The sequence below is a fragment of the Roseateles depolymerans genome, from assembly GCF_003387155.1.
Taxonomy (GTDB): Bacteria; Pseudomonadota; Gammaproteobacteria; order Burkholderiales; family Burkholderiaceae_C; genus Roseateles; species Roseateles depolymerans.
Genome location: NZ_QUMT01000004.1, coordinates 1 through 25,315, shown reverse-complemented (window position 1 = coordinate 25,315; position 25,315 = coordinate 1). Strand labels below are relative to the sequence as shown.

At 65.5% G+C, this 25,315-nt stretch carries 20 protein-coding genes; 9 read left to right on the top strand and 11 right to left on the bottom strand.

The window, feature by feature from the left end; genetic code table 11:
• Positions 1–25 precede the first annotated feature (25 nt).
• The 3 genes from DES44_RS19035 to DES44_RS19025 are packed head-to-tail and all read left to right on the top strand — an operon-like array spanning position 26 to position 1,999.
• Entirely contained in the window at positions 26–649 is a 624-nt protein-coding gene (locus DES44_RS19035) for a hypothetical protein (RefSeq protein ID WP_147307141.1), read from the top strand.
• 22 nt (positions 650–671) lie between these two features.
• Positions 672–1,229, top strand: coding sequence for an NADPH-dependent FMN reductase (locus DES44_RS19030; RefSeq protein ID WP_058936920.1), 558 nt, complete (start codon positions 672–674; stop codon positions 1,227–1,229).
• A 2-nt stretch (positions 1,230–1,231) separates the two neighbouring features.
• Positions 1,232–1,999, top strand: a complete 768-nt coding sequence (locus DES44_RS19025) for a 16S rRNA (uracil(1498)-N(3))-methyltransferase (protein WP_083525937.1) — start codon at positions 1,232–1,234, stop codon at positions 1,997–1,999.
• Here the strand turns inward: DES44_RS19025 and DES44_RS19020 are convergent.
• The 9 genes from DES44_RS19020 to argS all read right to left on the bottom strand — a co-directional run bounded on the left by DES44_RS19020 (position 1,994) and on the right by argS (position 10,657).
• Entirely contained in the window at positions 1,994–2,299 is a 306-nt protein-coding gene (locus DES44_RS19020) for a type II toxin-antitoxin system RelE/ParE family toxin (protein WP_058936919.1), read from the bottom strand. The genes DES44_RS19025 and DES44_RS19020 overlap by 6 nt on opposite strands.
• Complete coding sequence (locus DES44_RS19015) at positions 2,296–2,556, bottom strand: ribbon-helix-helix domain-containing protein (RefSeq protein WP_058936918.1); 261 nt, start codon at positions 2,554–2,556, stop codon at positions 2,296–2,298. The genes DES44_RS19020 and DES44_RS19015 overlap by 4 nt, the downstream gene beginning before the upstream one ends.
• Positions 2,557–2,618: 62 nt before the next feature.
• Positions 2,619–3,899, bottom strand: coding sequence for a THUMP domain-containing class I SAM-dependent RNA methyltransferase (locus tag DES44_RS19010; RefSeq protein WP_058936917.1), 1,281 nt, complete (start codon positions 3,897–3,899; stop codon positions 2,619–2,621).
• A 132-nt stretch (positions 3,900–4,031) separates the two neighbouring features.
• Entirely contained in the window at positions 4,032–5,579 is a 1,548-nt protein-coding gene (locus DES44_RS19005) for an RNA polymerase factor sigma-54 (RefSeq protein WP_058936916.1), read from the bottom strand.
• A 14-nt stretch (positions 5,580–5,593) separates the two neighbouring features.
• Entirely contained in the window at positions 5,594–6,361 is a 768-nt protein-coding gene (gene lptB / locus DES44_RS19000) for an LPS export ABC transporter ATP-binding protein (protein ID WP_058936915.1), read from the bottom strand.
• Positions 6,358–6,975, bottom strand: coding sequence for a lipopolysaccharide transport periplasmic protein LptA (gene lptA / locus DES44_RS18995; RefSeq protein ID WP_058936914.1), 618 nt, complete (start codon positions 6,973–6,975; stop codon positions 6,358–6,360). The genes lptB and lptA overlap by 4 nt, the downstream gene beginning before the upstream one ends.
• Before the next feature lie 482 nt (positions 6,976–7,457).
• Positions 7,458–8,138 (bottom strand): thiol:disulfide interchange protein DsbA/DsbL, encoded by a 681-nt coding sequence (locus tag DES44_RS18990; protein ID WP_058936913.1) that lies wholly within the window; start codon positions 8,136–8,138, stop codon positions 7,458–7,460.
• 99 nt (positions 8,139–8,237) lie between these two features.
• Positions 8,238–8,927 (bottom strand): SPOR domain-containing protein, encoded by a 690-nt coding sequence (locus tag DES44_RS18985; protein WP_058936912.1) that lies wholly within the window; start codon positions 8,925–8,927, stop codon positions 8,238–8,240.
• The gene (gene argS, locus DES44_RS18980) at positions 8,924–10,657 is read right to left on the bottom strand and encodes an arginine--tRNA ligase (RefSeq protein ID WP_058936911.1); all 1,734 of its coding nucleotides are present in this window, start codon (positions 10,655–10,657) and stop codon (positions 8,924–8,926) included. The genes DES44_RS18985 and argS overlap by 4 nt, the downstream gene beginning before the upstream one ends.
• A gap of 85 nt (positions 10,658–10,742) precedes the next feature.
• Between argS and DES44_RS18975 the strand changes: the two genes are divergently transcribed.
• Both DES44_RS18975 and DES44_RS18970 read left to right on the top strand, forming a co-directional pair.
• Positions 10,743–12,128, top strand: a complete 1,386-nt coding sequence (locus DES44_RS18975) for a protein kinase domain-containing protein (protein ID WP_083525936.1) — start codon at positions 10,743–10,745, stop codon at positions 12,126–12,128.
• Positions 12,129–12,231: 103 nt separating this feature from the next.
• Entirely contained in the window at positions 12,232–12,558 is a 327-nt protein-coding gene (locus DES44_RS18970) for a PsiF family protein (RefSeq protein ID WP_058936910.1), read from the top strand.
• Positions 12,559–12,582: 24 nt separating this feature from the next.
• Here the strand turns inward: DES44_RS18970 and DES44_RS18965 are convergent, their stop codons facing one another.
• A complete protein-coding gene (locus DES44_RS18965; protein WP_058936909.1) occupies positions 12,583–13,041 on the bottom strand; it encodes a DUF2214 family protein in 459 nt (152 codons plus the stop codon).
• Entirely contained in the window at positions 13,038–13,976 is a 939-nt protein-coding gene (locus DES44_RS18960) for a LysR family transcriptional regulator (protein ID WP_058936908.1), read from the bottom strand. The genes DES44_RS18965 and DES44_RS18960 overlap by 4 nt, the downstream gene beginning before the upstream one ends.
• Before the next feature lie 246 nt (positions 13,977–14,222).
• On the opposite strand from DES44_RS18960, the gene DES44_RS18955 reads away from it, so the two are divergent.
• The 4 genes from DES44_RS18955 (at position 14,223) to DES44_RS18940 (ending at position 25,128) form a co-directional block, all read left to right on the top strand.
• Positions 14,223–16,412 carry a malate synthase G gene (locus DES44_RS18955; protein WP_058936907.1) on the top strand — a complete coding sequence of 730 codons (2,190 nt, stop codon included), beginning with the start codon at positions 14,223–14,225 and terminating at the stop codon, positions 16,410–16,412.
• A 455-nt stretch (positions 16,413–16,867) separates the two neighbouring features.
• Positions 16,868–19,753, top strand: a complete 2,886-nt coding sequence (locus DES44_RS18950) for a TonB-dependent receptor plug domain-containing protein (RefSeq protein ID WP_058936906.1) — start codon at positions 16,868–16,870, stop codon at positions 19,751–19,753.
• A 135-nt stretch (positions 19,754–19,888) separates the two neighbouring features.
• Positions 19,889–21,934: an alpha/beta hydrolase family protein gene (locus DES44_RS18945; protein WP_147307140.1), complete on the top strand. Its 2,046-nt coding sequence runs from the start codon at positions 19,889–19,891 to the stop codon at positions 21,932–21,934.
• 578 nt (positions 21,935–22,512) lie between these two features.
• The gene (locus DES44_RS18940; RefSeq protein ID WP_058936904.1) at positions 22,513–25,128 is read left to right on the top strand and encodes a TonB-dependent receptor; all 2,616 of its coding nucleotides are present in this window, start codon (positions 22,513–22,515) and stop codon (positions 25,126–25,128) included.
• Positions 25,129–25,315: the final 187 nt, after the last annotated feature.

The following is a 25,315-nucleotide window of genomic DNA, read 5'->3' as shown; positions in this document are numbered from 1 at the left end:
TTCGCGGTCCTGAGGAGGGAAGGCCGTGTTGGAAGAACGCTACGAGAAGTCTGAGGCCGGACGGGCAGAGATCAAGACAAGAGCCCTGGTCCAGGGCCGCATTGCACGCAACCTGCTGCTGGTGATCGACCCGACCAAGACCGGGGGCCAATGGCTGGGCATGGTGCAGGGCGCGACTCAAGCCGATCTGGAGTTGCTGCTGCAGCATGGGTTGGTCGCGCCTGCGGCGGGAGCCGGCCGTGCTGCTGCGGCTGCTGCTGCTGCGGCGGCGTCCGGCGCGAGCGCCGTGGCGCCGGCTGGGTCACCGCCGTCCCGGTCTGCCGGGAGCTTGAGCGTGCATGCCCAGGCGCCCACTTCGACCGTGGCGCCGGGCAGCGTGCCCGCAGCCTCACGTCCGGCGGTGGTCAGTGGCACGCGACCGATGGGGGCGCCGGTGTCCTCGCTGGATTTCCAGCAGCTCTACACGGCGCTGACGGTGTTTGCCAAGCAGCAGGGGCTGCTCAAGGGCTACCGGTTGGCGCTGGAAGTCGAGCAATGCGCCGACTTCGAGCAACTGCAGACGCTGGCGCTCGATGTCGTGGATCGCATCCGCGCCACCAAGGGCGACGCGGCGGCCCACGAACTGCGTGAGACACTGGGATTCAATTGAATCGCTTCCAGGAGGTCCGCCCATGTCCCACCCCTACCGCGTTGCGGTGCTGATCGGCAGCCTGCGAAAAGGCTCATACAACCGCCAGCTGGCCCTGGCCCTGCAAAAGATCGCTCCGCCGTCATTGAAGCTGGAGATCGTCGAGATCGGCCATCTGAGCTTCTACAACGACGATGAAGCCGATGCCCCGCCCGCCGGTTATGCGGAATTCCGCGCGACCATCAAGGCGGCGGATGCGGTGCTGTTCCTCAGCCCCGAATACAACCGCTCGATCCCGGCCGTGCTCAAGAATGCGCTGGACGTGGGGTCGCGGCCGTATGGCCACAATGCCTTCAACGGGAAGCCGGGGGCGGTGATCACCTTGTCGCCGGGCGCACTGGGCGGCTTTGGCGCCCACCATCACCTGCGCCAGGTGCTGGTCTGCCTGAATGTCGCCACCCTGCCCACGCCCGAGATGTATGTGGGCGGTGCGAACACCTTGTTCACCGAGGACCACGGCTTCACCAAGCCTGACACCGAGAAATTCATGCAGTCGTTCCTGACCACCTTCTCCGACTGGATCGGCCGTCAGAAGGGGTGAGCTTGGCAGCGCGACTGTTTGTGGAGCAGCCGCTGGCGGCATTCGCTCCGGATGAGGATTTCGCCCTGCCGCCGGGGGCGGCGCGTCATGTGCAGGTGCTGCGGCTGCAGCCCGGGGGCGAGGTGCTGCTGTTCGATGGCAGCGGCGACGAATGGACCGCGGCCGTCACCGCCATGGGCCGCAGCGAGGTGCGGGTGGTGCTGCGGCAGCGCCACAGCATCGACCGTGAATTGCATCCATCGGTGACATTGGCGGTGGTCATGCCGGCCAACGACCGGATGGATGGCATCGTGGAGAAGGCCTGCGAGCTGGGTGCCTGGGGCATCCAGCCGCTGATGAGCGAGCGTTCGGTGCTGCGGCTCACGGGGGAGCGGGCCCAGAAGAAGCAGGCGCACTGGCAGGGCGTGGCGATTGCTGCGGCTGAGCAGTGTGGGCGCACGCGACCTTTGCAAGTGGCGCCGGTGCTGACCTTGTCGGCCTGGCTGGCGGGTCTGTCGGCGCGCGGGGAGTCTGCCCTGGAGCGGCGCTGGTTGCTGAGCCCGGTGGCGGCCGAGCCGCTGCGGGTGCGCAGCCGGGACGGTCAAGGACCGATCGTGGTGCTGAGCGGCCCGGAAGGCGGCCTCAGCGCGGAGGAAGAGGAGGCCGCCCGCCGCCACGGCTTCCAGGCGGTGCAACTCGGCCCGCGCATCCTGCGTGCCGATACGGCGCCGCTGGCGGTGCTGGGATGGATTGCGCTGGGCGGCATCGAGGCGGCCGCGACCGCCTCATAACGGACGATCGAGGAAGGCAGTGACGAGATCCCGCGCGGTGTGCAGCACGCGGACGACTTCGACATGCCCGCTCCCGGTGATTCGGTAGAGGATGCGGTAGCGGCCATGGATTCGCTTGCGAATGCCTTGCGGCTCGTACCCCTGCAAGAACGGGAAGGCATGCGCCATGGTGCTCAGGCCCATGACCTTGTCTTCCAGCTCCGCGATGAAGCGAGCTGCGGCGGCTGCGTTCAGTTCCGCCAGATAGGCTGCAATACCTTCGATGTCAGCGACCGCCTCCCGATGGAGGCGAACCTTCATGCCGAGCCTGGAGCGTCGGGGTCTGCAAACTGTCGGCGCAGCGACGCGAAGGCCTCTTCAGCCGGGACAGTCTGGCCGTCATCCGCGGAAGCCAGGCGGCGTCGCAGGTCCGCATCAAAGCTGGACAAGGCTTGTTCGCGCTGCTGCAGCAGCGCAACGGCTGCCTGCAAGACTTCGTTTTCGGATCCAAACCGACCCGTTGTGACCAGTTCCACCACGTATGCCTCCAGAGATTCGCCCAGTTCCGCGCGGATCATGGCAGTCCTCCAATTCAGCGTGTGTCGGTGGCACGTGGGATGTGCGTCCAGCCTCAGCTGCCTCAGCGCGAGGCGTCTGACTCTACCGAAGGTTTCCGGGCTGATCCTGCGATCAGATCAAACTTGAACAGGCGGCACTCGATGGGGCCATTCCACATCGGGATGCGCCGCGATTCCTTCAGCCGCATCTTGCTCGGCAGCTTCATCTCCGGGCACAGCAGCCAAGCCGTCCAGCCGGCTGGATGCTGGGTGTAGGCCCGCTTCCAGTGGGCCGACAGGCGGGGGAAGAAGTCGTCCCCGGCATCCCGTTCCTCGGACAGGCCTTCGAAGCCGCCACGGTTGCCGGCCTTGCCGCGCACCTCGATCCGCTCGCCATAGGGCGGGTTGAGCATCAAGGTGCCGGGCATGTCGTCCGGCAGTTTCGGCGCCGGACGCTCCAGCGCATCGCCGCCGTTGAACTGGATGTGGGCCTCCACCCCGGCCCGCTGGGCATTGCGGCGGGCGAAGTCCACCATCCGGAAGGCCACGTCGCTGGCAAACAAGGGCACGGCCGGTGGATGCTCGGCGGCGCGCGCCTCGTCCTTCATGGCGCGCCAGGCCGGCAGCAGCGGCTGGAACGGCTTGAGCTTCTCGAAGGCAAAACGCCGCTGGATGCCGGGTGCGATGCCGCAGGCAATCGTCGCCGCTTCCACCACGATGGTGCCGGAGCCGCAGCAGGGGTCGTGCAGGGCCCCGCCCGCCTCGGGGGTGCCCTTCCAGCCGGCTGCCGCCAGCATGGCCGCCGCCAGCGTCTCCTTCAGCGGCGCATCGCCCTTGTCTTCCCGCCAGCCGCGCTTGAAGAGCGGCTCGCCGGAGCTGTCCACATACAGCGTCGCATGCTGCTCGGTCAGGTGCAGTTGCAGCGGCAGGTCGGGCCAGCGGGTGTCGACGCTGGGTCGCTCGCCGGTCACTTCGCGCATCACGTCGCAGACCGCGTCCTTGACCCGCAGCGTCGCGAAATTCAGGCTGTGCAGCGGCGAATGCTGCGCCGTGGTGTCCACCCGCAGCGTCTGCTGCGGCGTCATCCAGGCGCTCCAGTCGATGCTGTTGGCCAGCGAATAGATGTCGTCTTCCTGGTAGTACTCGCCGAAGGCCACCTCCACCAGCACCCGCTGGGCCAGCCGGCTGTGCAGGTTGAGCTTCATCACCGCCTCCAGCGTGCCCAGCAGGCCGACGCCGCCGCGGAAGGCCTTGGGACCTTCCAGGCATTCCTGCGCCGACAGGATGTCGCGGACTTCCGCCTCCAGCCAGGATTCAACGCCGGCGGGGCAGGGCAGGAACAGGTGGAAGGAGGGCGTGGACATGACGGGAAGGGCCTGGACGAATCGACCCTCACGCCGCTGCCGCAGGAGGTCGCCGGACCTGCGGGTGAGCGGTGGGGTGTCGATGGATTGAGATTCGCGACCGATTGTCCCACTCAGGGCAGCGACGTCGCTTCAGCGTGATTTGCGCAGGTTGGCGGGCGCCAGCTTCAGGGCTTCGCGGTATTTGGCCACGGTGCGCCGCGCCACGGTGATGCCCTGCTCGCCCAGCATGGTGGAGAGCTGGCTGTCCGACAGCGGGTTGCTCGTGTCCTCGGCGGCGATGAACTGCTTGATCAGGGCCCGCACGGCGGTGGACGACGCATTGCCACCCGCCTCGGTCGAAAGGCTGGAGCCAAAGAAATACTTCAGCTCGAAGGTGCCCCAGGGCGTGGCCATGTACTTGGCCGTGGTCACCCGGGAGATGGTGGATTCATGCAGGCCCAGCTCGTCGGCGATCTCCCGCAGGACCAGCGGCTTCATGGCCAGCTCGCCGTGGGTGAAGAAGCCGCGCTGGCGCTCCACGATGGCCTCGCTGACCCGCAAGATGGTGTCGAAGCGCTGCTGGATGTTCTTGATGAACCAGCGCGCCTCCTGCAGCTGACCGCCCAGCGGCGAATTGCTGACGCCGCCGCGCGTGGCCCGCAGAGCCTGGGCATACAGCTCGTTGATGCGCAGCTTGGGCAGCACATCCGGATTGATCATCACCCGAAAACCCCGGCCGGCCTTTTGCACGATCACGTCCGGCACCACCGGCCGGTTGTCGCTGCGCGCGAAGCGGCGGCCCGGCTTGGGCTCCAGCGTGGCGATCATGGCCTGGGCGCCGCGCAGCAGATCGTCGTCCGCGCCGGTGAGCGACATCAGCCGACGCCAGTCGCGCTTGGCCAGCAGCTCCAGATGGCGCCGGCAGATGACGATGGCCAGTGCCTGCTCCGGGGAGCGCGGATGGGTGCGCAGTTGCAGCTCCAGGCACTCACCCAGGTCGCGCGCGCCGACGCCGGCGGGCTCCATCGACTGCAGCCACTTCAGGGCGCATTTGAAGGTGTCCAGCAGTTGCTCGCGCTGCTCCTGGTCGGCCCCGTCCTCCGCTTCTTCGCCGAGCAGGGCCCGCACGAGATCTTCCAGCGGATCTTCCAGGTAGCCGTCGTCGTTCAGGGATTCGATCAGGGCCAGCAGCGCCGCCCGGTCGACCTCGCCCAGGTGCATGCCGGCCATCTGGGCGCGCAGCACATCCTGCAGCGAGGCGTCTGGCGCCTCGGTCTCGGGGCGCTCGTCGTCCTCGCTGCCGCTGCCCGCGCTGCTGGAGGGCTGCTCGCGGATGCCGTCGAAGTCGTCGCGCTCGGTGCCGTTTTCCCAGTCGTCGCGCTCGGTGGTGCCAAAGTCCTCGGCGCGCATTTCTTCCGCGCCGGTGGCTTCCCCGCTGCCGTCGGACTCGCCACCCTCGGTGCTGCGCTCCTCGCGGTCCGGCACGCGTTCGTCGGACACGCGCTCGGCCGGACTCGCGCCGGGCGGGGCGGCGGTGTCGTGTTCCTCGTCGGGTTCCAGCAGGGGGTTGCTGGCGAGCATCTGCTCGACTTCCTGATGAAGCTCGAGCGTGGAGAGCTGCAGCAGACGGATGGACTGCTGCAGCTGAGGCGTCAGCGCAAGATGCTGGGACAGGCGAACCTGTAGCGTCGGCCTCATGCTCATTCCCGCGCTTACATCCGGAAGTGCTCGCCGAGATAGACCCGGCGGACGTCCTGATGCTCGACGATGTGTTGAGGCGTGCCTTCCGCCAGCACCGCGCCTTCACTGATGATGTAGGCGCGGTCGCAGATGCCCAGGGTCTCGCGGACGTTGTGGTCGGTGATCAGCACGCCGATGCCGCGCTGCTTGAGGAAGCGGATGATGCGCTGGATTTCCAGCACGGCGATCGGGTCCACGCCGGCGAAGGGTTCGTCCAGCAGGATGAAGCGGGGCTGGGTGGCCAGTGCGCGGGCGATTTCCACCCGGCGCCGTTCGCCGCCGGACAGGGCGGGGGCGGGGGTGTCCCGCAGCTTCTCGATGGAGAGTTCCTGCAGCAGCTTGTCCAGCTCGGCATTGATGCGGGCGGTCGGCCAGGCCTTGCCCTGGTCGTCGCGCTGCAGCTCCAGCACGGCGCGGATGTTTTCTTCCACATTCAGCTTGCGGAAGATGGAGGCTTCCTGCGGCAAATAGCTCAGGCCCAGGCGGGAGCGCTGGTGGATGGGCATGCGCTGCACGGGCTGGCCGTCGATCTGGATCTCGCCGGCGTCGGCGCGGACCAGGCCCACGATCATGTAGAAGCTGGTGGTCTTGCCGGCGCCGTTGGGGCCCAGCAGGCCGATCACTTCGCCGCTGTGCAGGTCCAGGTGGACGTCCTTGACCACCTTGCGCACGCCATAGGTCTTCTGCAGCCCCCAGGCCTGGAGGCGGCTGCTGGGGGGGGAGGCTCGGACATCACTCATGGGGACTGGCGCGGCGTCAGGTTGAGGCTGGGGCGCAGACCCAGGGGGGCGCTGGCGGCGGAGGCGGGTTCGGCGGGGGCGTTCTTGGGCATCAGCACGACGCGGCCGCGGCCGTTGGGATGGGGCGAGCTGGCGCCGGTTTCCACCAGCAGCCGCTCGGTGCGGTTGTCGTAGTTGAGGGTGGCGCCGGCCATGGTCTGCATCAGCTGGTCGCCGCGCATGACTTTGGCTTCGGCGTTGCCGATCAGGCGGATGGTTTCGCTGCGGGTGTCGTACTCGATCTGGTCGGCACGGCCTTCGATGCGTTCACCGGGGGTTTCGCGGTCCTGGCGGAACTGCACCTGGCGGCTGGGGACGCCGTTGGCGTAGGCCAGGTAATAGCCGTCCTTGGTTTCCTGCACGTCCATGCGTTCGGCGCGCAGCATCAGGGAGCCCTTGGTCAGGATGACGTTGCCGTTGAACTCGGCGCGTTGCTTGACCTTATCGACTTCCCCTTCCTTGTCGAACACCAGGTTCAGCGGCTTCTGGCGGTCGTCCTTGGCCGCCTGCACCCAGGGCGCGGCAAGCGCCAGGGCGAGTGCTCCGGACAACAGCAGGGGACGACGAAGGGGCATGGTGAATCCTGACGGCACAAAACTTGCAACGATTCTAGCCCCGAAGCTTTGTGCCCCCCAGTCGCTTCGCTCCTGCCCCCAAGGGGCGCCACCCAGCGGCCTGGCAAAGCCAGTTCCGCGGGTGTTGCTGGAGGAGCGCGCAGGCGCTTCGCGCCCGACGCTAAGACGAGCGAGCGTCGCGATAAAAGGAGGGTATGGCGGGCCCCCATTTGGAAGAAGCCCGAATCTGGCCGGTGTGCACCGTGCGCCGCCCTTCGTCGGCCATGGCGCAAGCGCCTCTCTGACGAAATCTTCAGCCCGGGCGCTTCGCCCGGCGCCCTTCAAGCCACTCCCGCGGAACTGGCTTTGCCAGGCCGCTGGGAGGCGCCCCTCGGGGGCAGGAGCGCAGCGACTGGGGGGCCAACAATCCACCAGGCCGCTGGGTGGCGCCCCTTGGGGGCAGGAGCGGAGCGACTGGGGGGCTCAAATGCTTACTGGGGGGCTTAGCCCTTCCGCGATTGTTCGATGAGGAAGTTGGCGACGGCGATGGCGCGCTGGCCCAGTTCCTCTTCGCTCACACGCAGGCCAAAACCCGCCATCGAGGGCGAGGTCAGGAAACGACCCCCCACCGCCACCGTCGGGACGCCATCAATGTTGTAGGTGTCCTGCAGCTTCGCCGCCTGCTGGCACTTGGTCTGCACGGTGAAGGAGTTGTAGAGCTCCAGGAACTTGGCCGAATCCACCCCCAGCGGCGCCAGGAAAGCCGCCATCGCCTTCGGGTCGGTCAGGCTCTGCCCGCCACGGTGGATGGCATTGAAGATGGCCGGGCGCACCTGCGCTTCCTTGCCCATCGCCTCCAGCGTGAAGAACAGACGCTGGTGGATCTTCACGTTCTCACGGAAGGCCACATGCACCTTGCGATACACCACGTCCGCCGGCAACTGCTTGGCCCAGGCTTCAATGGTCGGCTCAAACACATAGCAGTGCGGGCAGCCATACCAGAAGAATTCGATGACCTCGATCTTGCCAGCCGGTCCCCCCGGCACCTTGTTGGCCAGGCGCTGGTACTGACGGCCTTCGATCGGACCTCCCTGGGCCAGAGCCGGCTGGACCAGCAGCCCCCCCGCCGTCCCGGCCGCCAGGGCCGTGGCAGCCGACAACTGGGTGAATTCGCGACGCTTCATGTTGTGCTTCCTTTGCGGATCACCGGTCCATGCCGGCGCCGCGATGCTAGGGATACAGACTTAGGCAGGCATTAATGCAGCTGCATGAATGCAGGGGCATCAACGCTGCACTGCCACCAGATTGGCTTCGATGCCGGCGCCTTCCAGCTTCTTTTGCTGGCCTTCGGCCTCTTCCCGGCTGTCAAACGGACCCATGCGGACCCGGTACACCGTCCGGCCCGATTGCTCACGCTCCATCACCTTGGCCGAAAACCCCTGGATGGCCAGCTTGGCCCGCTGCTGCTCGGCGTCCTCCATGCGGGTGAAGGCCCCCGCCTGGACAAAGTAGCCGTTGGCGGCGCGTGCGGTCTCGGCGGGCTTGTCTGCCGGCTTGTCCGCGGGCTTGTCGGCAGGCTTGGCATCGACCCGCGCCTGCGGGCGACCTTCAACGGCCGGCGGGACCATCGTGCCGGTGCCGGCGGCTGTGCCGGTGGACGTACCACCCGCACCCGCCGTCGGCGGCGTCTGGGCCGGCGTGGCCGGCACCACCGCGGGCGCCGGGCCCGGCGTCACGACACCGGACGCCGCCTTGGCCCCCGCACGGCCGGCCAGCGGCGCATTCGGGTCCCAGTTGCGGTTGCGCTCGGCTTCCTGAGCGTCCTGTTCAGCAGTGCGCTGCGGCAGTTTGTTGATGAACGGCACGGGGGCCTTGGTCACGTACAACGCCACACCCAGCGCGATGCCCAGCCCCAGCAACAGGCCTACGATCAGGCCCATGGCGAAGCCGCCGCGCTGTTTCTCCTTGCTCATTGATGCTCCTGGTTATCTCGAGCCATCGTTTCCGGCGCGGACACCCCCAGCACCGCCAGCGCATTGCGCACCACCTGACGGGTGGCCGTCAGCAGCGCCATGCGCGAACGGGTCAGTGCGGCGTTGTCCTCCACCAGGAAACGTTCGGCCGCATAGTAGCTGTGGAAGGCCCCCGCCAGATCACGCAGATAGAACGCGACGTCATGCGGGGCCAGGTCCTGCGCGGCGCTGGTGAGCATGCGGGGATAGTCCGCCAGCTTCTGCATCAGCGCATATTCGGTGGGGGCGGTCAGCAGGCTGAGATCCGCCTCGCCCAGCGTGGCCATTTGGCCGCCCTGGTCCGCCCAGTTGCGTAGCACCGAGCAGATGCGGGCGTGGGCGTACTGCACATAGAACACCGGGTTCTCGTCGTTGGCCTTGAGCGCCAGGTCCACGTCGAACACGAATTCGGTGTCCGCCTTGCGGCTGATCAGGAAGAAGCGCACCGCGTCGCGGCTGGTCCAGTCGATCAGGTCGCGCAAGGTGACGTAGGAGCCGGCCCGCTTGGAGATCTTGACCTCCGCGCCGCCCTTCATCACCGTCACCATCTTGTGCAGCACGTAGTCCGGGAAGCCCTGGGGGATGCCCACGCCGGTGGCCTGCAGGCCGCCGCGCACCCGGGCGATGGTGCCGTGGTGGTCGGTGCCCTGGATGTTGATGCACTTGCTGAAGCCGCGCTTGAACTTGTTGACGTGGTAGGCCACGTCCGGCACGAAGTAGGTATAGGTGCCGTCGGACTTGCGCATGACGCGGTCCTTGTCGTCGCCGTAGTCCGTCGAGCGCAGCCAGAGCGCGCCGCCGTCCTCGTAGGTCTTGCCGTTGGCGATCATGCGCGAGACGGCATCTTCCACCTGCCCGCCGGTGTAGAGGCTGGACTCGAGGAAGTAGTTGTCAAAGCGCAGGCCAAAGGCTTGCAGGTCCAGATCCTGCTCGTGACGCAGGTAGGCCACGGCGAACTGGCGGATGCTGTCCAGGTCGTTGATGTCGCCCGAGGCGGTGAATTCCCGGTCGTCCGCCTTGACGGTGGCCTTGCTCAGGAAGGCTTCGGCGATGTCCTGGATGTAGTCCCCGTTGTAGGCGGATTCCGGCCAGCCGGCGTCGCCCGGCTTCAGCCCCTTCAGACGGGCCTGGGTGGACTGGGCCAGAGTGGCGATCTGCACGCCGGCGTCGTTGTAATAGAACTCCCGACTGACGGTCCAGCCCTGGGTGCTGAACAGGTGGCAGAGCGAATCGCCCAGAGCCGCCTGGCGGGCATGGCCCACGTGCAGCGGACCGGTGGGGTTGGCGGAGACGAATTCCACCAGCACCGAGTCCGGATGGGCCGGTTGCTGGCCGAAACCCTCAGCCGCCGTCAGCACCTCGCTGATCACGGCCTGGCGGGCGGCGGGCTTGAGCCGCAGGTTGATGAAGCCCGGGCCGGCGATTTCCAGCGCGTCCACCCAGCGCTGCACCGCCGGCTGCTCCTGCAGCTGGGCGATCAGCGTCTGGGCCAGTTCGCGCGGATTCTTTCGCAAGGCCTTGGACAGCTGCATGGCTGCCGTACAGGCGAAGTCGCCGTGGCTGGCCTGCTTGGGCGTTTCAAAGGCGGCCGCCGGTGCGGCGGCCATCGCGCCGCTGGCGACGGCGTCCTGGCTCAAGGCCTGGAGCACGGTCCCCAGGGCGTCGAGCAATTCCTGCTTGGCTTGGATCATGTGTCGCATTTTAGGGGGCAGGTCCTGTAATAGACGGTTCAGCCCCTTGCCGCTCGTCACCCTGTGCGGCAGGATGCCTGTAACGATGACCGCCCCCGCCGACTTTTCCACCAGCCACAGCCGTCCGCTCGACGCCCTGGCCGCGCCGGGCCCTGACCTGCCGGAGCAGATCGGCAAGTACCGCGTGCTTCGCCGCCTGGGCGAGGGCGCCACCAGCGACGTCTTCCTGGCGGTGGATCCGTTCCGCGACCAGGAAGTCGCCATCAAGCGCATGCGCAGCTGGATGGGGCAGGGGGCGGAGGAAGACACGCTCAGCCGGCGCTTCTTCGCCTCCGAAGCCGCGCTGGCCGGCCGTCTGCAGCACCCCAACGTGGTCCAGATCCTGGACGCGGTGCAGGACGGCGATGCGCCCTACCTGGTCATGGAATATGTCCATGGCGTGACGCTCAAGCACTTCTGCCGCACCGACCGGCTGTTGCCGCTGGACCAGATCGTCGAGCTGGGGTTCAAGTGCGCCATGGCCCTGTCCTATGTGTTCCGGCAGGGCGTTGTGCACCGGGACATCAAGCCGGCCAATTTGCTGGCGGTGCTCGACAGTGCCGGGCAGGTGACCGATGTGAAGGTCAGCGACTTCGGCAGTGCCCTCAACATGCATGCGGACATGACGCAGGTCCACCGCGTCGGGTCCCTGGCCTACATGCCGCCCGAGCAGATCGAGGGCGGTGATGTCGGCTGCCAGGCGGACATCTATTCATTGGGCGCCGTGCTCTATCACATGATCTGCGGCCGCCCGCCGTTTGACGCGCCCAGCCAGATGGCGCTGATGCATCAGATCTACCACCAGGCACCCCAGCCGATGCAGGGGCAGCGCGGCGGGGTGACCGAGGCGCTGGACGCCGTCATCCTCAAGGCGCTGGCCAAGCATCCGCATGAGCGTCATGCGGACTGGGAAGCCTTCGGGCAAGCCTTGTCGGAGCTGGTGGCCCGGCAACTGGTGCCGCTGGCACGGCTCAACGAGGTGAAGGACTCGGAGCGCTTCAACCTGCTGCGCGGCCTGGAGTTCTTTGACAACTTCGGCGATGTCGAGCTGTGGGAAGTGGTGCGGCGGGCCCGCTGGCGGCGTTATCCGCTGGACTACCTGCTCTTCAAGCGGGGCCAGGAGGGCAACACCTTCCACATCATTGCGCAGGGCGAGGTGGAGGTCTGGCGGGACGGGGCGCTGGTGGCCACGCTGGGCAGCGGCACCTCGGTGGGCGAGATGGCGTACCTGGCGCCGAATCCTGAATTGCGTCGCCACAGCACCGACATCCGGGTGACCGATATCTGCACAACGGTGTCCTTCACGCCGGAGTCGCTCGGACAGCTCAGCCCGGAGTGCCAGCACCGGTTCGACCGGGCTTTCATCCAGGTCCTGGTGCGCCGGCTGCATCTGGCGCATGAGGCACTGGCCCATCCGCGCCGCATCTTGTGAGGCAGTGCCGGACATGACACAGGTCAACCGCGCTTGAGGGGCCTCCGTTGCTGTGGTTCACTGCCCTGAGGTCCTTCCCCCAACCCCCGTAGGAGAGCATGAGATGAAAGCATTGTTGACCCTGACCGCCGGCCTGTTGCTGTCCCTGTCGGTCCTCGCGCCGGCCCATGCGCAGGACGAGAAGAAGAAGGAACTGAGCCCGCAGCAGAAACGCATGGGCAGCTGCAACAAGGAGGCCAAGGAAAAGGGCAAGACGGGCGACGACCGCAAGGCCTTCATGAAGGCCTGCCTGGCCGGCAAGTCCGAACCCGAGAAGAAGATGACGCCGCAGCAGGAAAAGATGGCGGCGTGCAACAAGGACGCCGCCGATCAGAAGAAGACCGGTGATGCGCGCAAGGCCTTCATGAAGGAGTGCCTGACGGCGCATTGAGCGACGCGCGGGGCAGGCTCGGGCTCATCCCCGCGTCCAGACGCCCCGCGCCAGCATCACCGCTGCGATTGGAATGAGCAGCAGCAGGTGCGCCTGCAGCATCACCAGACGCCGGGTGGCCTTGACCTCGTCTTCGTCCGGCAGGCTGCCCGTTTCCCGCAGGGTCTTGGCCCAGCGGCGGTAGGTCAGGGTGGGCTTGATCGACAGCACGCCGATCACCACAAACAGCCCCACCTTGAAATGCAGCAGCGGCTGGTGCCAGTACCAGCCGCCCCCCTTGATGCCCCACCAGGTGCGGATCAGCCCGGACGCCAGGACCGCCACGGCGGTGATGCCGTAGATCATGTCCACCCGCGTCAGCCGTGTCACCACGGCGGCGTTCATCCACTCGGAGCGGCACAGGGCCGCCTGGCTGCTCAAGAACACCACCAGGCTCAGGATGGCCAGGATGTGCAGGCCTGCCAGCAGGGCTTCAAGATTCATGCGTTCTCCATCGAGGGTTGCGTCGTGGTCGGGCCCTCCCAGTAGCGGGGATGGGCGTAATGCTCTTTGAGGAAATCTATCCACAGCCTCACCCGCAAGGGGAGGTGTTTGCGCTGCGACACCACGGCAAAGATGCCATTGGGCGGCGCCGCGAAGTCGTCCAGCACACTGATGAGCTGACCGCTGCGGATTTCCTGCGCCACCTCCCAGGTGCTGCGCCAGGCCAGACCCAGGCCGCGCCGGCACCAGTCGTGCAGCACCTGGCCGTCGCTGCAGTCCAGCCGGCCGCTCGGGCGCAGGTGTTGCACCTGTCCGTCCACCCGGAAGGCCCAGCCACGGGTCTGGCTGGCATCGGAGCTCAGGGTCAGGCATTCATGCCGGGACAGCTCGGACGGATGGCGGGGGATGCCCGCTCGCTGCAGGTAGGCGGGGGCCGCCACACAGAGCCGGCGGTTGTCGGCCAGTCGCATGCTGATCAAGCTGGAGTCGCTGAGGTCGCCCACCCGCACGGCGCAATCGAAGCCCTCATTGACGATGTCCACCACCCGGTCGCTGAGGTTGAGCGACACGCTCACCTCCGGATGGCGCGCCAGGAAGTCCGGCACCAGCGGCGCCACATGCCGACGACCAAAACCCGCCGGGGCGGTGACCCGCAGATGCCCGCTGGCCTTGACGCCGCCAGCCGTCACGCTCGCCTCGGCATTGTCGAATTCCGTCAGCAGGCGCTGGCAGTCTTCCAGGAAGGCACTGCCCTCGTGGGTCAGGCTCAGGCGCCGGGTGGTGCGCAGCAGCAGTTTGACGCCCAGCCGCGCTTCCAGCGCATCCAGCCGCCGACCCATCACCGCCGGCGCCACCCCCTCGGCCTGGGCGGCGGCGGTCAGGCTGCCCTTGGTGGCAACCAGCACAAATGACTCCATTTGCTTGAGGCGGTCCATGAAGGCGGATTGTGGGCGTTGCGCCGTTTTCTGGAATGAATCGAAGCCCTAGCCGTTGTTATTTGTGCAAAAAAGTCAGGGATCTCTTGCAGCCCTCAGCAGCAATCGGACACGGCTCCTGTCCTACAGTCAATGCCAGTCGCCCGCCCCGGGAGACGCTTGTGCGCGGTGTCGTCCGCGCACCGGGGCGGCGTCCAGAACAAGCGCCTTCCATCATTGACCTCCATGCCCAGCCGGGGAGACACCATGAGCACTCGCGTCCAGCACCACCGCCTCCATATTGATGCCGATCTGGCCCGATTCATTGACACCGAGGCATTGGCCGGCACCGGCCTGAGCCCGGACACGTTCTGGGCCGGCTTCGATGCGCTGGTGCATGACCTGGCGCCGAAGAATGCAGCGCTGCTCAAGGAACGGGACCGGCTGCAATCCGAGCTCGATGCCTGGCACCGGGCCCACCCCGGCCCCATCCAGGACATGGCGGCCTACAAGGACTTCCTCACCCGCATCGGCTACCTGGTGCCCACGCCGGCCGACCGCCGCGCCACCACGGCCAATGTGGATGCCGAGCTGGCCATCCAGGCCGGCCCGCAGCTGGTGGTGCCCATCCTTAACGCACGGTATGCCCTGAACGCGGCCAACGCCCGGTGGGGCTCCCTGTATGACGCGCTCTACGGCACCGACGCCATTCCCGAGACCGATGGGGCCACCCGCAGCGGCGGCTACAACCCGGTGCGCGGCAACAAGGTCATCGCCTTTGCCCGCGGGGTGCTGGACCAGGCAGCGCCGCTGTCCGGCGCCTCCCATGCAGATGCGGTGGGCTACCGCATCCAGGACGGCGCCCTGGCGGTCACGCTGCGCAGCGGCGCCACCGCATCGCTGGCCGATCCGGCCGCCCTGGTGGGCTTCCTCGGGGAAGCGAGCGACCCCAGCGCCGTGCTGCTGCGCCACAACGGCCTGCACATCGAGATCCAGATCGACCGCCAGTCCGCCATCGGCAAGACCGATCCGGCCGGCGTGTCCGACCTGCTGATGGAAGCCGCGCTGTCCACCATCCTGGACCTGGAAGACTCCATCGCCGCGGTGGATGCCCAAGACAAGCTGCTGGCCTACCGCAACTGGCTGGGCATTTTGCGCGGCACCCTGACCGAGGAAGTGAGCAAGGGCGGCAAGACGCTGACCCGGCGCCTGAATCCGGACCGCCGCTACCAGGCGCCCCAGGGCGGCGACGTGGTGCTGCCGGGCCGCTCCCTGCTGTTCGTGCGCAATGTCGGCCACCTGATGACCAATCCTGCCATCCTGATGGAGGGCGGCCAGGAGATCCCCGAAGGCATCATGGATGCCGTCATCACCACGCTGATTGCGCTGCATGACCTCCATCAGCTCTCCGGTTCGGGCCTGCGCAACTCCCGCCAGGGCTCCATCTATATCGTCAAGCCGAAGATGCACGGCCCGGCCGAAGTGGCCTTTGCCAACGAGCTGTTTGGCCGTGTCGAGAAACTGCTGGGCCTGCCAGCCTCCGCGGTGAAGCTGGGCATCATGGACGAGGAACGCCGCACCAGCGTGAACCTGGCGGCCTGCATTGCCGCCGCGCCCAGCCGCGTGGCTTTCATCAACACCGGCTTCCTGGACCGCACCGGCGATGAGATGCACACCGCCATGCTGGCGGGACCGATGCTGCGCAAGGGCGACATGAAGAGTTCCCCCTGGATCCAGGCCTATGAGCGCAACAACGTGCTGGTGGGCCTGGCCGCCGGCCTGCGTGGCCGTGCCCAGATCGGCAAGGGCATGTGGGCCATGCCAGACCTGATGGCGGCGATGCTGGAGCAGAAGATCGCTCATCCGAAAGCCGGCGCCAACACCGCCTGGGTGCCCAGCCCCACCGCCGCCACGCTGCATGCGCTGCACTATCACCAGGTGAACGTGGCGCAGGTGCAGACCGACCTGGAAGCCGCCGCCGCGAGCGAAGACTTCCCCGCCCTGCTGGACCGCATCCTCACCATTCCGGTCGTGGCGTCTCCGAATTGGACCGACGCGGAGAAGCAGCAGGAGCTGGACAACAACGTCCAGGGCATCCTGGGGTACGTGGTCCGCTGGATCGACCAGGGCGTGGGCTGCTCCAAGGTGCCCGACATCAACGGCGTCGGATTGATGGAAGACCGTGCCACCTTGCGCATTTCCAGCCAGCACATTGCCAACTGGTTGCTGCATGGCGTCGTGACTGAACAACAGGTGAGGGACACCTTCACAAGGATGTCAGCGGTGGTCGATCAACAGAACGCTGGGGACCCGAATTACCGGCCGATGGCTGCCAATCCGGAGAAGAGTTTCGCCTTCCAGGCGGCGCTGGATCTGGTTTTCAAGGGTAAGGAACAGCCGTCGGGATATACGGAGCCGCTGCTGCACGCCTGGCGCCAGCGCGAAAAACAGCGGTAACCGACCGTTCCAAGCAGGCGCTGTCCCCCTGCCGATGAACTGTCTGACGCCCAGGACACATTGCGCCACCGCGGTGCAATGGTCCCCTCAATTTGCGCGATATTCGCGCAAATGCCTGTTTCTGGGCGTCTTTTTCGGGAATGCCTCTTGGCAAAACGATTGCCAGGCTTCCCTGCGCCGGCTGCGCCGCGCAAGTTTTCAAAATTCCCGTTGCTGTGTCACAACGATTTCGCGCCGGTGAATCTATGACTCCTTCGTGAAATCCCTAAGTTTTGCAGCGTAAATCGACTTTATTGCCTGTGTGCGAAGTCCATTAGGGGGATTCCGGATTGGTGTGTCAGGGGCAGGTGGACAAACTTACAACGCGACACGAATGCCATGCATCTTTTCGGGGCATTCGTCTTCAAACGCATCCCTGAAACACATCGCAGAGAGCTTCTCGCGAAGGAGTGGTTATGTTTAAACGAAACGCCCGTAGCACCGCCGCCTTGGCGTTGATCGGTGTGCTGGGTGCCGGCGCTGCACTGGCCCAAGAAGCCAGCACAGACAAGCTGGAACGCGTCGAGGTCACTGGTTCCCGTATCCGTCAGATCGATATCGAAACGGCTCAACCGGTCCAGAAGATCTCCCAAGCCGAAATTCAAAAGAGCGGTCTGGTGACCGTGGGCGACATCCTGAACCAGCTGTCTTCGGCGGGCTCGCCCGACTTCAGCAAGGGCTCGGTGCTGACCTCCAACCGTGAGCAAGGCGGCCAGTACATCAACCTGCGCAACCTGGGCTCCGAGCGTCTGCTGGTGCTGGTTAACGGCAAGCGTTGGACGACTTCCGTGGCGGGCTTCACTGACCTGTCCACCATCCCCTCCGCCCTGATCGACCACATCGACGTCCTGAAGGACGGCGCTTCGTCGACTTACGGTTCGGACGCCATTGCCGGCGTGGTGAACATCATCCTGAAGAAGACGCTGGAAGGCGGCCAGTTCAGCGCCTACTACGGCGAGAACTCCAAGGGCGACGGACAGACCCAGGACTTCTCCTTCGCCTTTGGTGCGAACTCGGACAAGGCCAGCATCATGTTCGGCGCGTCCTACAGCAAGCAGGACACCGTCTGGGCCCGCACGCGTGACATCACGTCGAGCACGTACGGTCCGGGCAATGAAGCCGCTGGCTTCGGTACCGGTCCGTGGGGCCGTATCCGCCAAGTCAGTGCATCCGGTGGTGCTACTGGCTTCAACAAGTATCTGAATCACACCGGCGGCCCGCTGGGTGATGGCGTGGGCCAGGCCTCGAACGTGGCCGCGAACTACCACGACTACAAGGGCATCCCGGAAGACACCTTCAATTCGACCAGCCAGATGATGTTCCAGTCGCCGACGGAACTGAAGTCGCTGTTCGTGAAGGGCTCCATCGACGTGGCACCGGACGTCCGCTTCGTGACGACCGCGATGTACGCCGACCGCGTCTCGACCCGTCAGATCGCCGGCTACCCGCTGAACAGCACCTCGCAAGCGGCCTACCCGGTCTACATCGACAAGGACAGCTACTACAACCCGTACGGCAACCAGGCCGTGGGCGCTGGCAATGGCCAGGACCTGTTCTTCTATCGCCGCACGATCGAAGTGCCGCGTGTCACCCGCAACAACAACAAGGCCACCCACCTGGATGCCGGCTTCGAAGGGGATCTGACCATCCTCGGCAAGCCCTGGAGCTGGGATGCTGGCGTGAACTTCAGCCAGTCGGGCGGCACGGTGCTGAGCACCGGCAACATCAACCTGCTGAACCTGAAGAAGGCCCTGGGCCCGTCGTTCATGAACGCTTCCGGCGTGGTCCAGTGCGGCACGGCAGCCAACCCGATTGCGCTGACCTCCTGCACGCCGTTCGACATCCTGGGTGGCCCTTCGGCGTCTAACCAGGCTGCGCTGAACTACATCATGTCCACCGGTCAAGCCACCTACGGCAGCACGGTGAAGAGCGCGACGGTGAACCTGTCGGGTGAAGTGTTCCAACTGCCGGCCGGCGCTGTCGGCGTCGCTGGCGGCCTGGAACACCGCAGCCTGAGCGGCTACGACCGTCCGGGCCAGTTCGAGCAGTCCGGTTACTCGACCGACCTGGCCGGCAACGCCACGGTGGGCCGCTACAACGTCAACGAGGCTTACCTCGAGCTGAACGTGCCGGTGCTGAAGAATGTCGTGGGCGCTGAGCTGCTGAGCTTCAATGCCGCCACGCGCTATTCGGATTACAGCAGCTTCGGCAACACCACCAACAGCAAGGTCAGCTTCATGTGGAAGCCGATCAAGGACGTGCTGACCCGTGGTACCTGGGCCCAGGGCTTCCGCGCTCCGACGCTGGCCGATTCTTTCGGCGGTGGCAGCCAGAGCTTTGACTCCTACCTGGACCCCTGCGACACCAAGCTGGGTTCGGCAGCGACGACGCCGTCCACCCAGGCCAACTGCGCTGCTGCAGGTGTGCCGGCCAACTTCCGCCAGGTCAACCAAGCCGGTACCCCGGTCACGGCCGCCACTCAGGGCATCGTGGCTTTCAACACCGGTGCGGGCAACTCCTTCCTGAAGCCTGAAACGGCCACCACCAAGACGCTGGGCGTGGTGTACAGCCCGTCGCAGATCAAGGGTCTGACGGCAGGTCTGGACTGGTATCGCATCCAGGTGAAGAACCGTATCACTGCGATCAGCGCGACCTACGTGCTGAACCAGTGCTACGTGCAAGGCGTGCAGAGCTTCTGCTCGAGCCTCAAGCGTGATCCGGTCACCGGCATGATCACCTCGCTGTCTCGTGGTAACGCCAACCTGGGCCAACTGGAAACCGAAGGTCTCGACCTGGATGTGAGCTACCAGTTCCCGTCCACTTCCTACGGTCAGTTTGCCGTGCGGACCAACACGAGCTACGTGGACAAGTACGAGATCAAGAGCACGGACACGTCCGATCCGATCAACTACGCCGGTGCGTATCCGTACTACCGCGTGAAGTCCAACATCTCGCTGGACTGGAAGCTCAACGTCTGGTCTGCCACGTTCAGCACCCGCTACTACAGCAAGACCAAGGTCGACTGCGCCTTCACTTGCTCCAACCCGGATGAACCGCTGCTGGGCGATCCCACCGCTGGTTTCGACCGCAAGGGTGCCGTCATGTACCACGACCTGAGCGTGGGCTACAAGACGCCTTGGAAGGGTCAGATCCTGGTGGGCGCCAACAACGTGTTCAACAAGAAGCCGCGTCTGAACATCGACGCGAACAGCGGCTACGGCGGCAACTCGTCGTCGTCGTCGGTGGATCCGGATCTGCCGATCGACCGCTTCTTCTGGGTGCGTTACAACCAGACGTTCTGATGACACCGGGCCTTCGGGCCCTGTGCAGAACACCAGGGCCCTCCAGCCATCGCTGGCGGGCCCTTTTTTCTCGACGGCGGCAGCGGTTCCAGGGAGGAGCTGCCCGCCGCATGATCCACAACAAAAGGCTCCGACGTGTTGAAACGTTTCATTCAAGGGCTGATGCTGGCGCTGTGCGTCAGCCAAGCTCCGTCATTCGCTCAGGAACCGGTGGCACGGATTCCGGCCGAAAAGTTCTTCCAGCCGGCCGAGATGAACGAGGTGCTGCTCAGCCCCTCCGGTCGCTACCTGGCGCTAACCACCACCAAGATTGCAGGGCGCCGCGCGCTGTACGTGTTCGATCTGAACCCCGGCGGCAAGCCGACCCAGGCCGCCCGCTTCGAGGGCCTGGATGTGGTGGGCGTGCAGTGGGTCAATGAGAACCGCCTGCTGTTTAATGTGACCGACCTGTCGCTGGGCAGCGGCTCCAACTACCGCGAACCTCCCGGCTTGTACGCCGTCGATCGCGATGGCGGGAATCTGCGGGAAATCGTGCGACGCACCTTCACCTCCAGCGAAACATCGTCCAAGGTCCGGGACCGCAGCCTGGCACCCAACCACATGCTGCTGAGGGTGCCTCCGGCGCGCGAGGGCGCGTCCAACGAGGAAGTGATCATCGGCGAGCTTCGCTTGAATGCCGCCTATGAGGCGACGGCCATCCGTCCGCTCATCGTGAACGTAAACACCGGACAGTCCCGTCGCATGCCCGACCTGGCGGCGCCGGCCTCCACGGCCGAATGGCTGTTCGACTCAGCGAACGAACCTCGCATCGCCGTGTCGGTGGACGAGATGGACGCCAAGATCCTGTACCGGGAGCCGGGCCAGGCCCAGTGGCGGCAGATCGGTGCCGGCAACCTGCTGGCCATGCCTTTCACCCCGCGCTTCTTTGATGCCAGCGGGCGGCTTTACGTCACCGAGCGCATCGGCGCTGGCGGCGTGTCGGTGCTCAAGCGCTTCGATTTCAAGACCGGTGCGCCCGAGGACAAGCCGTTGATCAGCACCGGCAAGTTCGACTTCCAGGGCGAGCCGGTGTTGTCGCCAGCCGGCGAATTGCTGGGCGTGCGTCTCACGACCGATGCGGAAGACACCATCTGGTTCAACCCCCAGATGAAAGCCTTCCAGGAAAAGACCGACAAGCAGTTCCCCGGTCACGTGAACCGCATCAGCTGCCGCCAATGCGGCCAGCCGGACATGGTGGCCCTGGTGCGCTCCTTCTCGGATCGCGATCCGGGCCAAGTGGTGGTCTATCGTGCCAAGGAAGACGCCTGGCAATCGGTCGGGCCGGTGGTGCGGGGCATTGATCCAGCCCAGATGCCGCGGGTGGACTTCCAGTACTACAAGGCCCGTGACGGCATGGAGATCCCGGTTTGGGTGACGCTGCCCCCTGGCGTGAAACCCGGCACCAAGCCCGCCAAGCCGCTGCCCACCGTGGTGTATGTGCACGGCGGCCCGAATGCGCGCGGCCGTCCCTGGGGCTGGGCATGGAGCCCGTTCCCGTATCCGGAGTTCATGGCCTCCCGCGGGTATGTGGTGCTGGAGCCGGAATTCCGCGGCAGTGATGGCTTCGGCCAGACCTTCCTGGAAGCCGGTTTCAAGCAGTGGGGCCAGGCCATGCAGAACGACCTAACCGACGTGCTGCAATGGGCGCAGAAGCAGGGTCTCTCCAGCGACAAGGCCTGTATTGCAGGCGCCAGCTACGGCGGCTATGCCACGCTGGCCGGCCTCATGGTCACGCCGGACCAGTACCGCTGCGGGATCGCCTGGGTGGCAGTGTCCGACCTGATGCTGCTGGCCCAGGGCTCCTCGTGGATCGAGACCGATGTGAGCGCGCTGTCCCGCAAGGCCGTGCTGTCCAAGCGCCTGGGGGACCCGGTCCAGGACGAGGCGATGCTCCGCCAGTTCTCGCCGGTGCTGCATGCCGACAAGATGAAGGCGCCGCTGCTGCTGGCCATGGGCGCGGCCGACGTGCGCGTGCCGCTGGCGCACGGTGAGCGCATGCGCGATGCGCTGGTCAAGGCGGGCAACCCGCCGGAGTGGGTGGTGTATCCGGGTGAAGGCCATACCTGGCTTCTGCCTGAATCGCACATCGATTTCGCCAAGCGCATGGAGCGATTCCTGGCCAAGCATCTGGACGGGCAGTAATCCTTAGCCAAGAGCGGAGCCTTCCCTGAAGGCTTCCCCAAACGCCCGCGAGTCATCTCGCGGGCTTTTTTCTTTGCGTGTCAGGGTTGAATCCTTGGCTTCATGGAACCGGCAATTGATTGCTGAGTGATCCCAAAATCCCCCCGTTTGTAGGTACTCTGACAATCAATATCCGTTTGCATGGAAATGGCCTTGATACCCCGCATGAAAACCGCTGATGCAAGGGGCATCTCACACGCCCCAAGTCCTTGATTGAATTGGGATATATCCTCGTGTGTCTGCCATCTTTCGGTCAGTATCCAACGCGACAAACAAACCCCCGTATTTCTGATCAGGTAATGCCCGCGTAAAGCCTGAAAGTGTCGCCACCCGGCGACCTTGCTCCTCCATGAAAACCCCCGTTTATGACGTCCTCAAGTCGATTGGCTGAATATTCGGGCGCGCCGCGCACAACTCAATCCCGAAACCCTTAAATCTCTGCAAACTCTGCTGGCGCCTCGCTCACCCGCGGGGCCTTTTTATTTGTGGCGCGTGCCAGTGGATCCACTGGCCGTATCCAACCAGTAGGAGTGTGTGAGATGCACAAATTGAATGCGGTGAGCCTGGCAGTGGCCACCATCCTGGCGGTGAGCGCCGCTCCGGCTTCGGCGCAGGACGCGGAACAGACGCTGGAACGCGTCGTTGTGACCGGATCGGCCATCAAGCGGCTGGATGCGGAAACCTCGGTTCCGGTGACCACCTTCAAGATGACCGAGTTGCGTCAGCAAGGGCTGACCACCGTCGAGCAGATTCTGGGGACGCTCACCGCGAGCCAGTCCAGCATGGGCACCAGCCAGTCGGTGGGCTCGTCCACCGGCGGCGCTTCCTTTGCCGACCTGCGCGGCATCGGGGCCAACAAGACCCTGGTGCTGCTCAATGGCCGTCGCATTGCCAACAATGCCTTCGACGGCTCGGCGCCCGACCTGAACATGATCCCGCTGGCGGCCATCGAGCGCATCGAAGTGCTGCGGGATGGCGCCTCCTCGCTCTACGGCACGGACGCCATCGGCGGCGTCATCAACTTCATCACCAAGAAGGACTTCACCGGCGGCACCCTGAACGTGGGCTACGACAGCCCGCAGAAGTCGGGCGGCAAGGCTGGCAACCTGAACGTGGGGTATGGCTGGGGTGATCTGGACAAGGACGGCTTCAATGTCTTCGGCTTCGTGGACTACCAGAAGCAGGACCACATCAGCGGCAGCCAGCGCAACTACAACACGCGGTATGCCGGCGGCCTGTCCACCAACACCGACCCGGCCAACTACTACCAGGGCAGCGGCCTGACCGTCTACAACCCGGCGGCCCCGGACTGCACCAACGGCACCAACCTGATCAAGGCGGGCACCTACTGCCGCATGACGACCTCGTCGTATGTGGACTACGTGCCCAAGAGCGAGCGCGCCTCCGGCATGCTCAAAGGCACGATCAAGCTGAACAACGACCATCAGCTGGGCCTGGAGTACTTCGTCACCCGCAGCGTGGTGCAGACCCAGATCGCGCCGGTGCCCTATGCCAGCCTGAGCATGACCTCGGACAGCCCGTACTGGCCCGACAACGCGGCCCTGGACAAGACCAAGCCGATCACGGTGAAGTGGCGTGACACGGTCAGTGGCCCGCGTCAGGACAAGAACATCAACCAGCAGCAGCGCTTCCTGGCGACCCTGGATGGCGCACTCGCCGGCTGGGACTACTCGACCGGCCTGAGCTACAACCAGAACCGCGTGACCGAGAAGCTGACCCACGGTTATGCCGACGGCAGCAAGATCGCGGCCGGTGTGGCGGACGGCACCATCAATCCCTTTGGCGACCAGAGCGCGGACGCCATCACCTACATCCGCAATGCCGCCGTGGCCGGCACGCTGATGTACGGCAAGGGCGAGACCTACAACTTCGACGCCCACGCCAGCCGTGAGCTGGGAGATTGGCTCGGGGCCGGCCGGGCAGTGGCGCTGGCCGTGGGCACCGAACTGCGTCACGAGAAGTTCTCGCAGCTAGCCAATACCGAGTTCGCCACCCTGGTGCAGGACTCCACCGGCGTGGACCCCAGCACGAACAGCGTCGGCAGCCGCAGCGTCTACGCCGTCTACAGCGAGCTGAACCTGCCGGTCACCAAGCTGCTCGACATCACCGGTGCCATCCGCTACGACAAGTACAGCGACTTCGGGAGCACCACCAACCCCAAGCTGAGTTTCCGCTTCCAGCCGACCAAGGAAATCCTGATGCGCGGGTCGGTCTCCACCGGCTTCCGGGCACCGTCGCTGTACGAGCTGCATGCCGCCAACACCTACACCAACTCCAGCACGGTGAGCGACCCGCTGCTGTGCCCGGGCGGCACGGCCGGCACCCTGAACTGCAAGACGCAGTTCATGGTCCGCAACGGCGGCAACACCGAGCTCCAGCCGGAGAAGAGCAAGAGCCTGACCTTCGGGCTGCAGTTCTCGCCGACTGCGGACCTGGCCTTCGGCATCGACCTGTGGTGGATCGGCATCAAGAACCAGATTGGCACCGTGGGGGATGCGTCCCTGTACGACCCGGACAACTACGCGCTGTTCAGCCAGTATTTCCACCGCAATGCGGCCGGCGAGTTGTCCACCAGCGGAACGGACTGCCCGGGCACCAACTGCGGTTATGTAGACGTGCGCCAGCAAAACCTGGGCGGCACCAACACGGCCGGCTTCGACCTGAATGGCAACTACCGGCTGCGCACGGCGGTGGGCAACTTCACCTTCGGCCTGAACAGCACCTACGTCAGCAAGTACAAGTTCCAGGAGTACCAGAACGGTCCGTGGGTCAATGGCGTGGGTGTGTTTGCCGGCAGCGGCCCCGTCTTTCGCTGGCAGCACACGCTCACCACGGTGTGGAGCTACAACAGCACGTATTCGGTGGGCCTGACCGGGCACTACAAGTCGTCCTACAAGGATGACCCGTCTACCGATGAAGGCGCCGCCAACACCGTTGCGTCCTACACGACCTTCGACCTCTTCGGGAACTACAAGGCCACGCGGCAGCTGTCCCTGACGGCGGGCGTGCGCAACCTGTTCGACCGGGATCCGCCGCTGTCCTATCAGCAGGCCGTCTTCCAGGCCGGGTATGACCCGCGTTACACCGATCCGACGGGACGGACCTTCTATGTGCGGGGGAGTTACGACTTCTGAGGTGATTGGCGAGGTGACTGCTGAAGTCGCCGATTCGCCTTGACATCAGGCGATCAAAAAAAGGGGCCTCCGCGGAGGCCCTTTCTTATTTCCGTGACCCGTCCTGCCCCACGTTGACACCTCGGACTCGCTAAAAGGGCGAGATTGATGGATACGAGGGTGAAGAGAACGCAGCGCGATTACACGA

Excerpts from the sequence above, each read along its gene's own strand:
- DES44_RS19030 (WP_058936920.1), top strand. The coding sequence starts at position 672 with ATGTCCCACCCCTACCGCGTTGCGGTGCTGATCGGCAGCCTGCGAAAA.
- DES44_RS19020 (WP_058936919.1), bottom strand. The coding sequence starts at position 2,299 with ATGAAGGTTCGCCTCCATCGGGAGGCGGTCGCTGACATCGAAGGTATT.
- DES44_RS19015 (WP_058936918.1), bottom strand. The coding sequence starts at position 2,556 with ATGATCCGCGCGGAACTGGGCGAATCTCTGGAGGCATACGTGGTGGAA.
- DES44_RS19010 (WP_058936917.1), bottom strand. The coding sequence starts at position 3,899 with ATGTCCACGCCCTCCTTCCACCTGTTCCTGCCCTGCCCCGCCGGCGTT.
- DES44_RS19005 (WP_058936916.1), bottom strand. The coding sequence starts at position 5,579 with ATGAGGCCGACGCTACAGGTTCGCCTGTCCCAGCATCTTGCGCTGACG.
- lptB (WP_058936915.1), bottom strand. The coding sequence starts at position 6,361 with ATGAGTGATGTCCGAGCCTCCCCCCCCAGCAGCCGCCTCCAGGCCTGG.
- lptA (WP_058936914.1), bottom strand. The coding sequence starts at position 6,975 with ATGCCCCTTCGTCGTCCCCTGCTGTTGTCCGGAGCACTCGCCCTGGCG.
- DES44_RS18990 (WP_058936913.1), bottom strand. The coding sequence starts at position 8,138 with ATGAAGCGTCGCGAATTCACCCAGTTGTCGGCTGCCACGGCCCTGGCG.
- DES44_RS18985 (WP_058936912.1), bottom strand. The coding sequence starts at position 8,927 with ATGAGCAAGGAGAAACAGCGCGGCGGCTTCGCCATGGGCCTGATCGTA.
- argS (WP_058936911.1), bottom strand. The coding sequence starts at position 10,657 with ATGATCCAAGCCAAGCAGGAATTGCTCGACGCCCTGGGGACCGTGCTC.
- DES44_RS18975 (WP_083525936.1), top strand. The coding sequence starts at position 10,743 with ATGACCGCCCCCGCCGACTTTTCCACCAGCCACAGCCGTCCGCTCGAC.
- DES44_RS18970 (WP_058936910.1), top strand. The coding sequence starts at position 12,232 with ATGAAAGCATTGTTGACCCTGACCGCCGGCCTGTTGCTGTCCCTGTCG.
- DES44_RS18965 (WP_058936909.1), bottom strand. The coding sequence starts at position 13,041 with ATGAATCTTGAAGCCCTGCTGGCAGGCCTGCACATCCTGGCCATCCTG.
- DES44_RS18960 (WP_058936908.1), bottom strand. The coding sequence starts at position 13,976 with ATGGACCGCCTCAAGCAAATGGAGTCATTTGTGCTGGTTGCCACCAAG.
- DES44_RS18955 (WP_058936907.1), top strand. The coding sequence starts at position 14,223 with ATGAGCACTCGCGTCCAGCACCACCGCCTCCATATTGATGCCGATCTG.
- DES44_RS18950 (WP_058936906.1), top strand. The coding sequence starts at position 16,868 with ATGTTTAAACGAAACGCCCGTAGCACCGCCGCCTTGGCGTTGATCGGT.
- DES44_RS18940 (WP_058936904.1), top strand. The coding sequence starts at position 22,513 with ATGCACAAATTGAATGCGGTGAGCCTGGCAGTGGCCACCATCCTGGCG.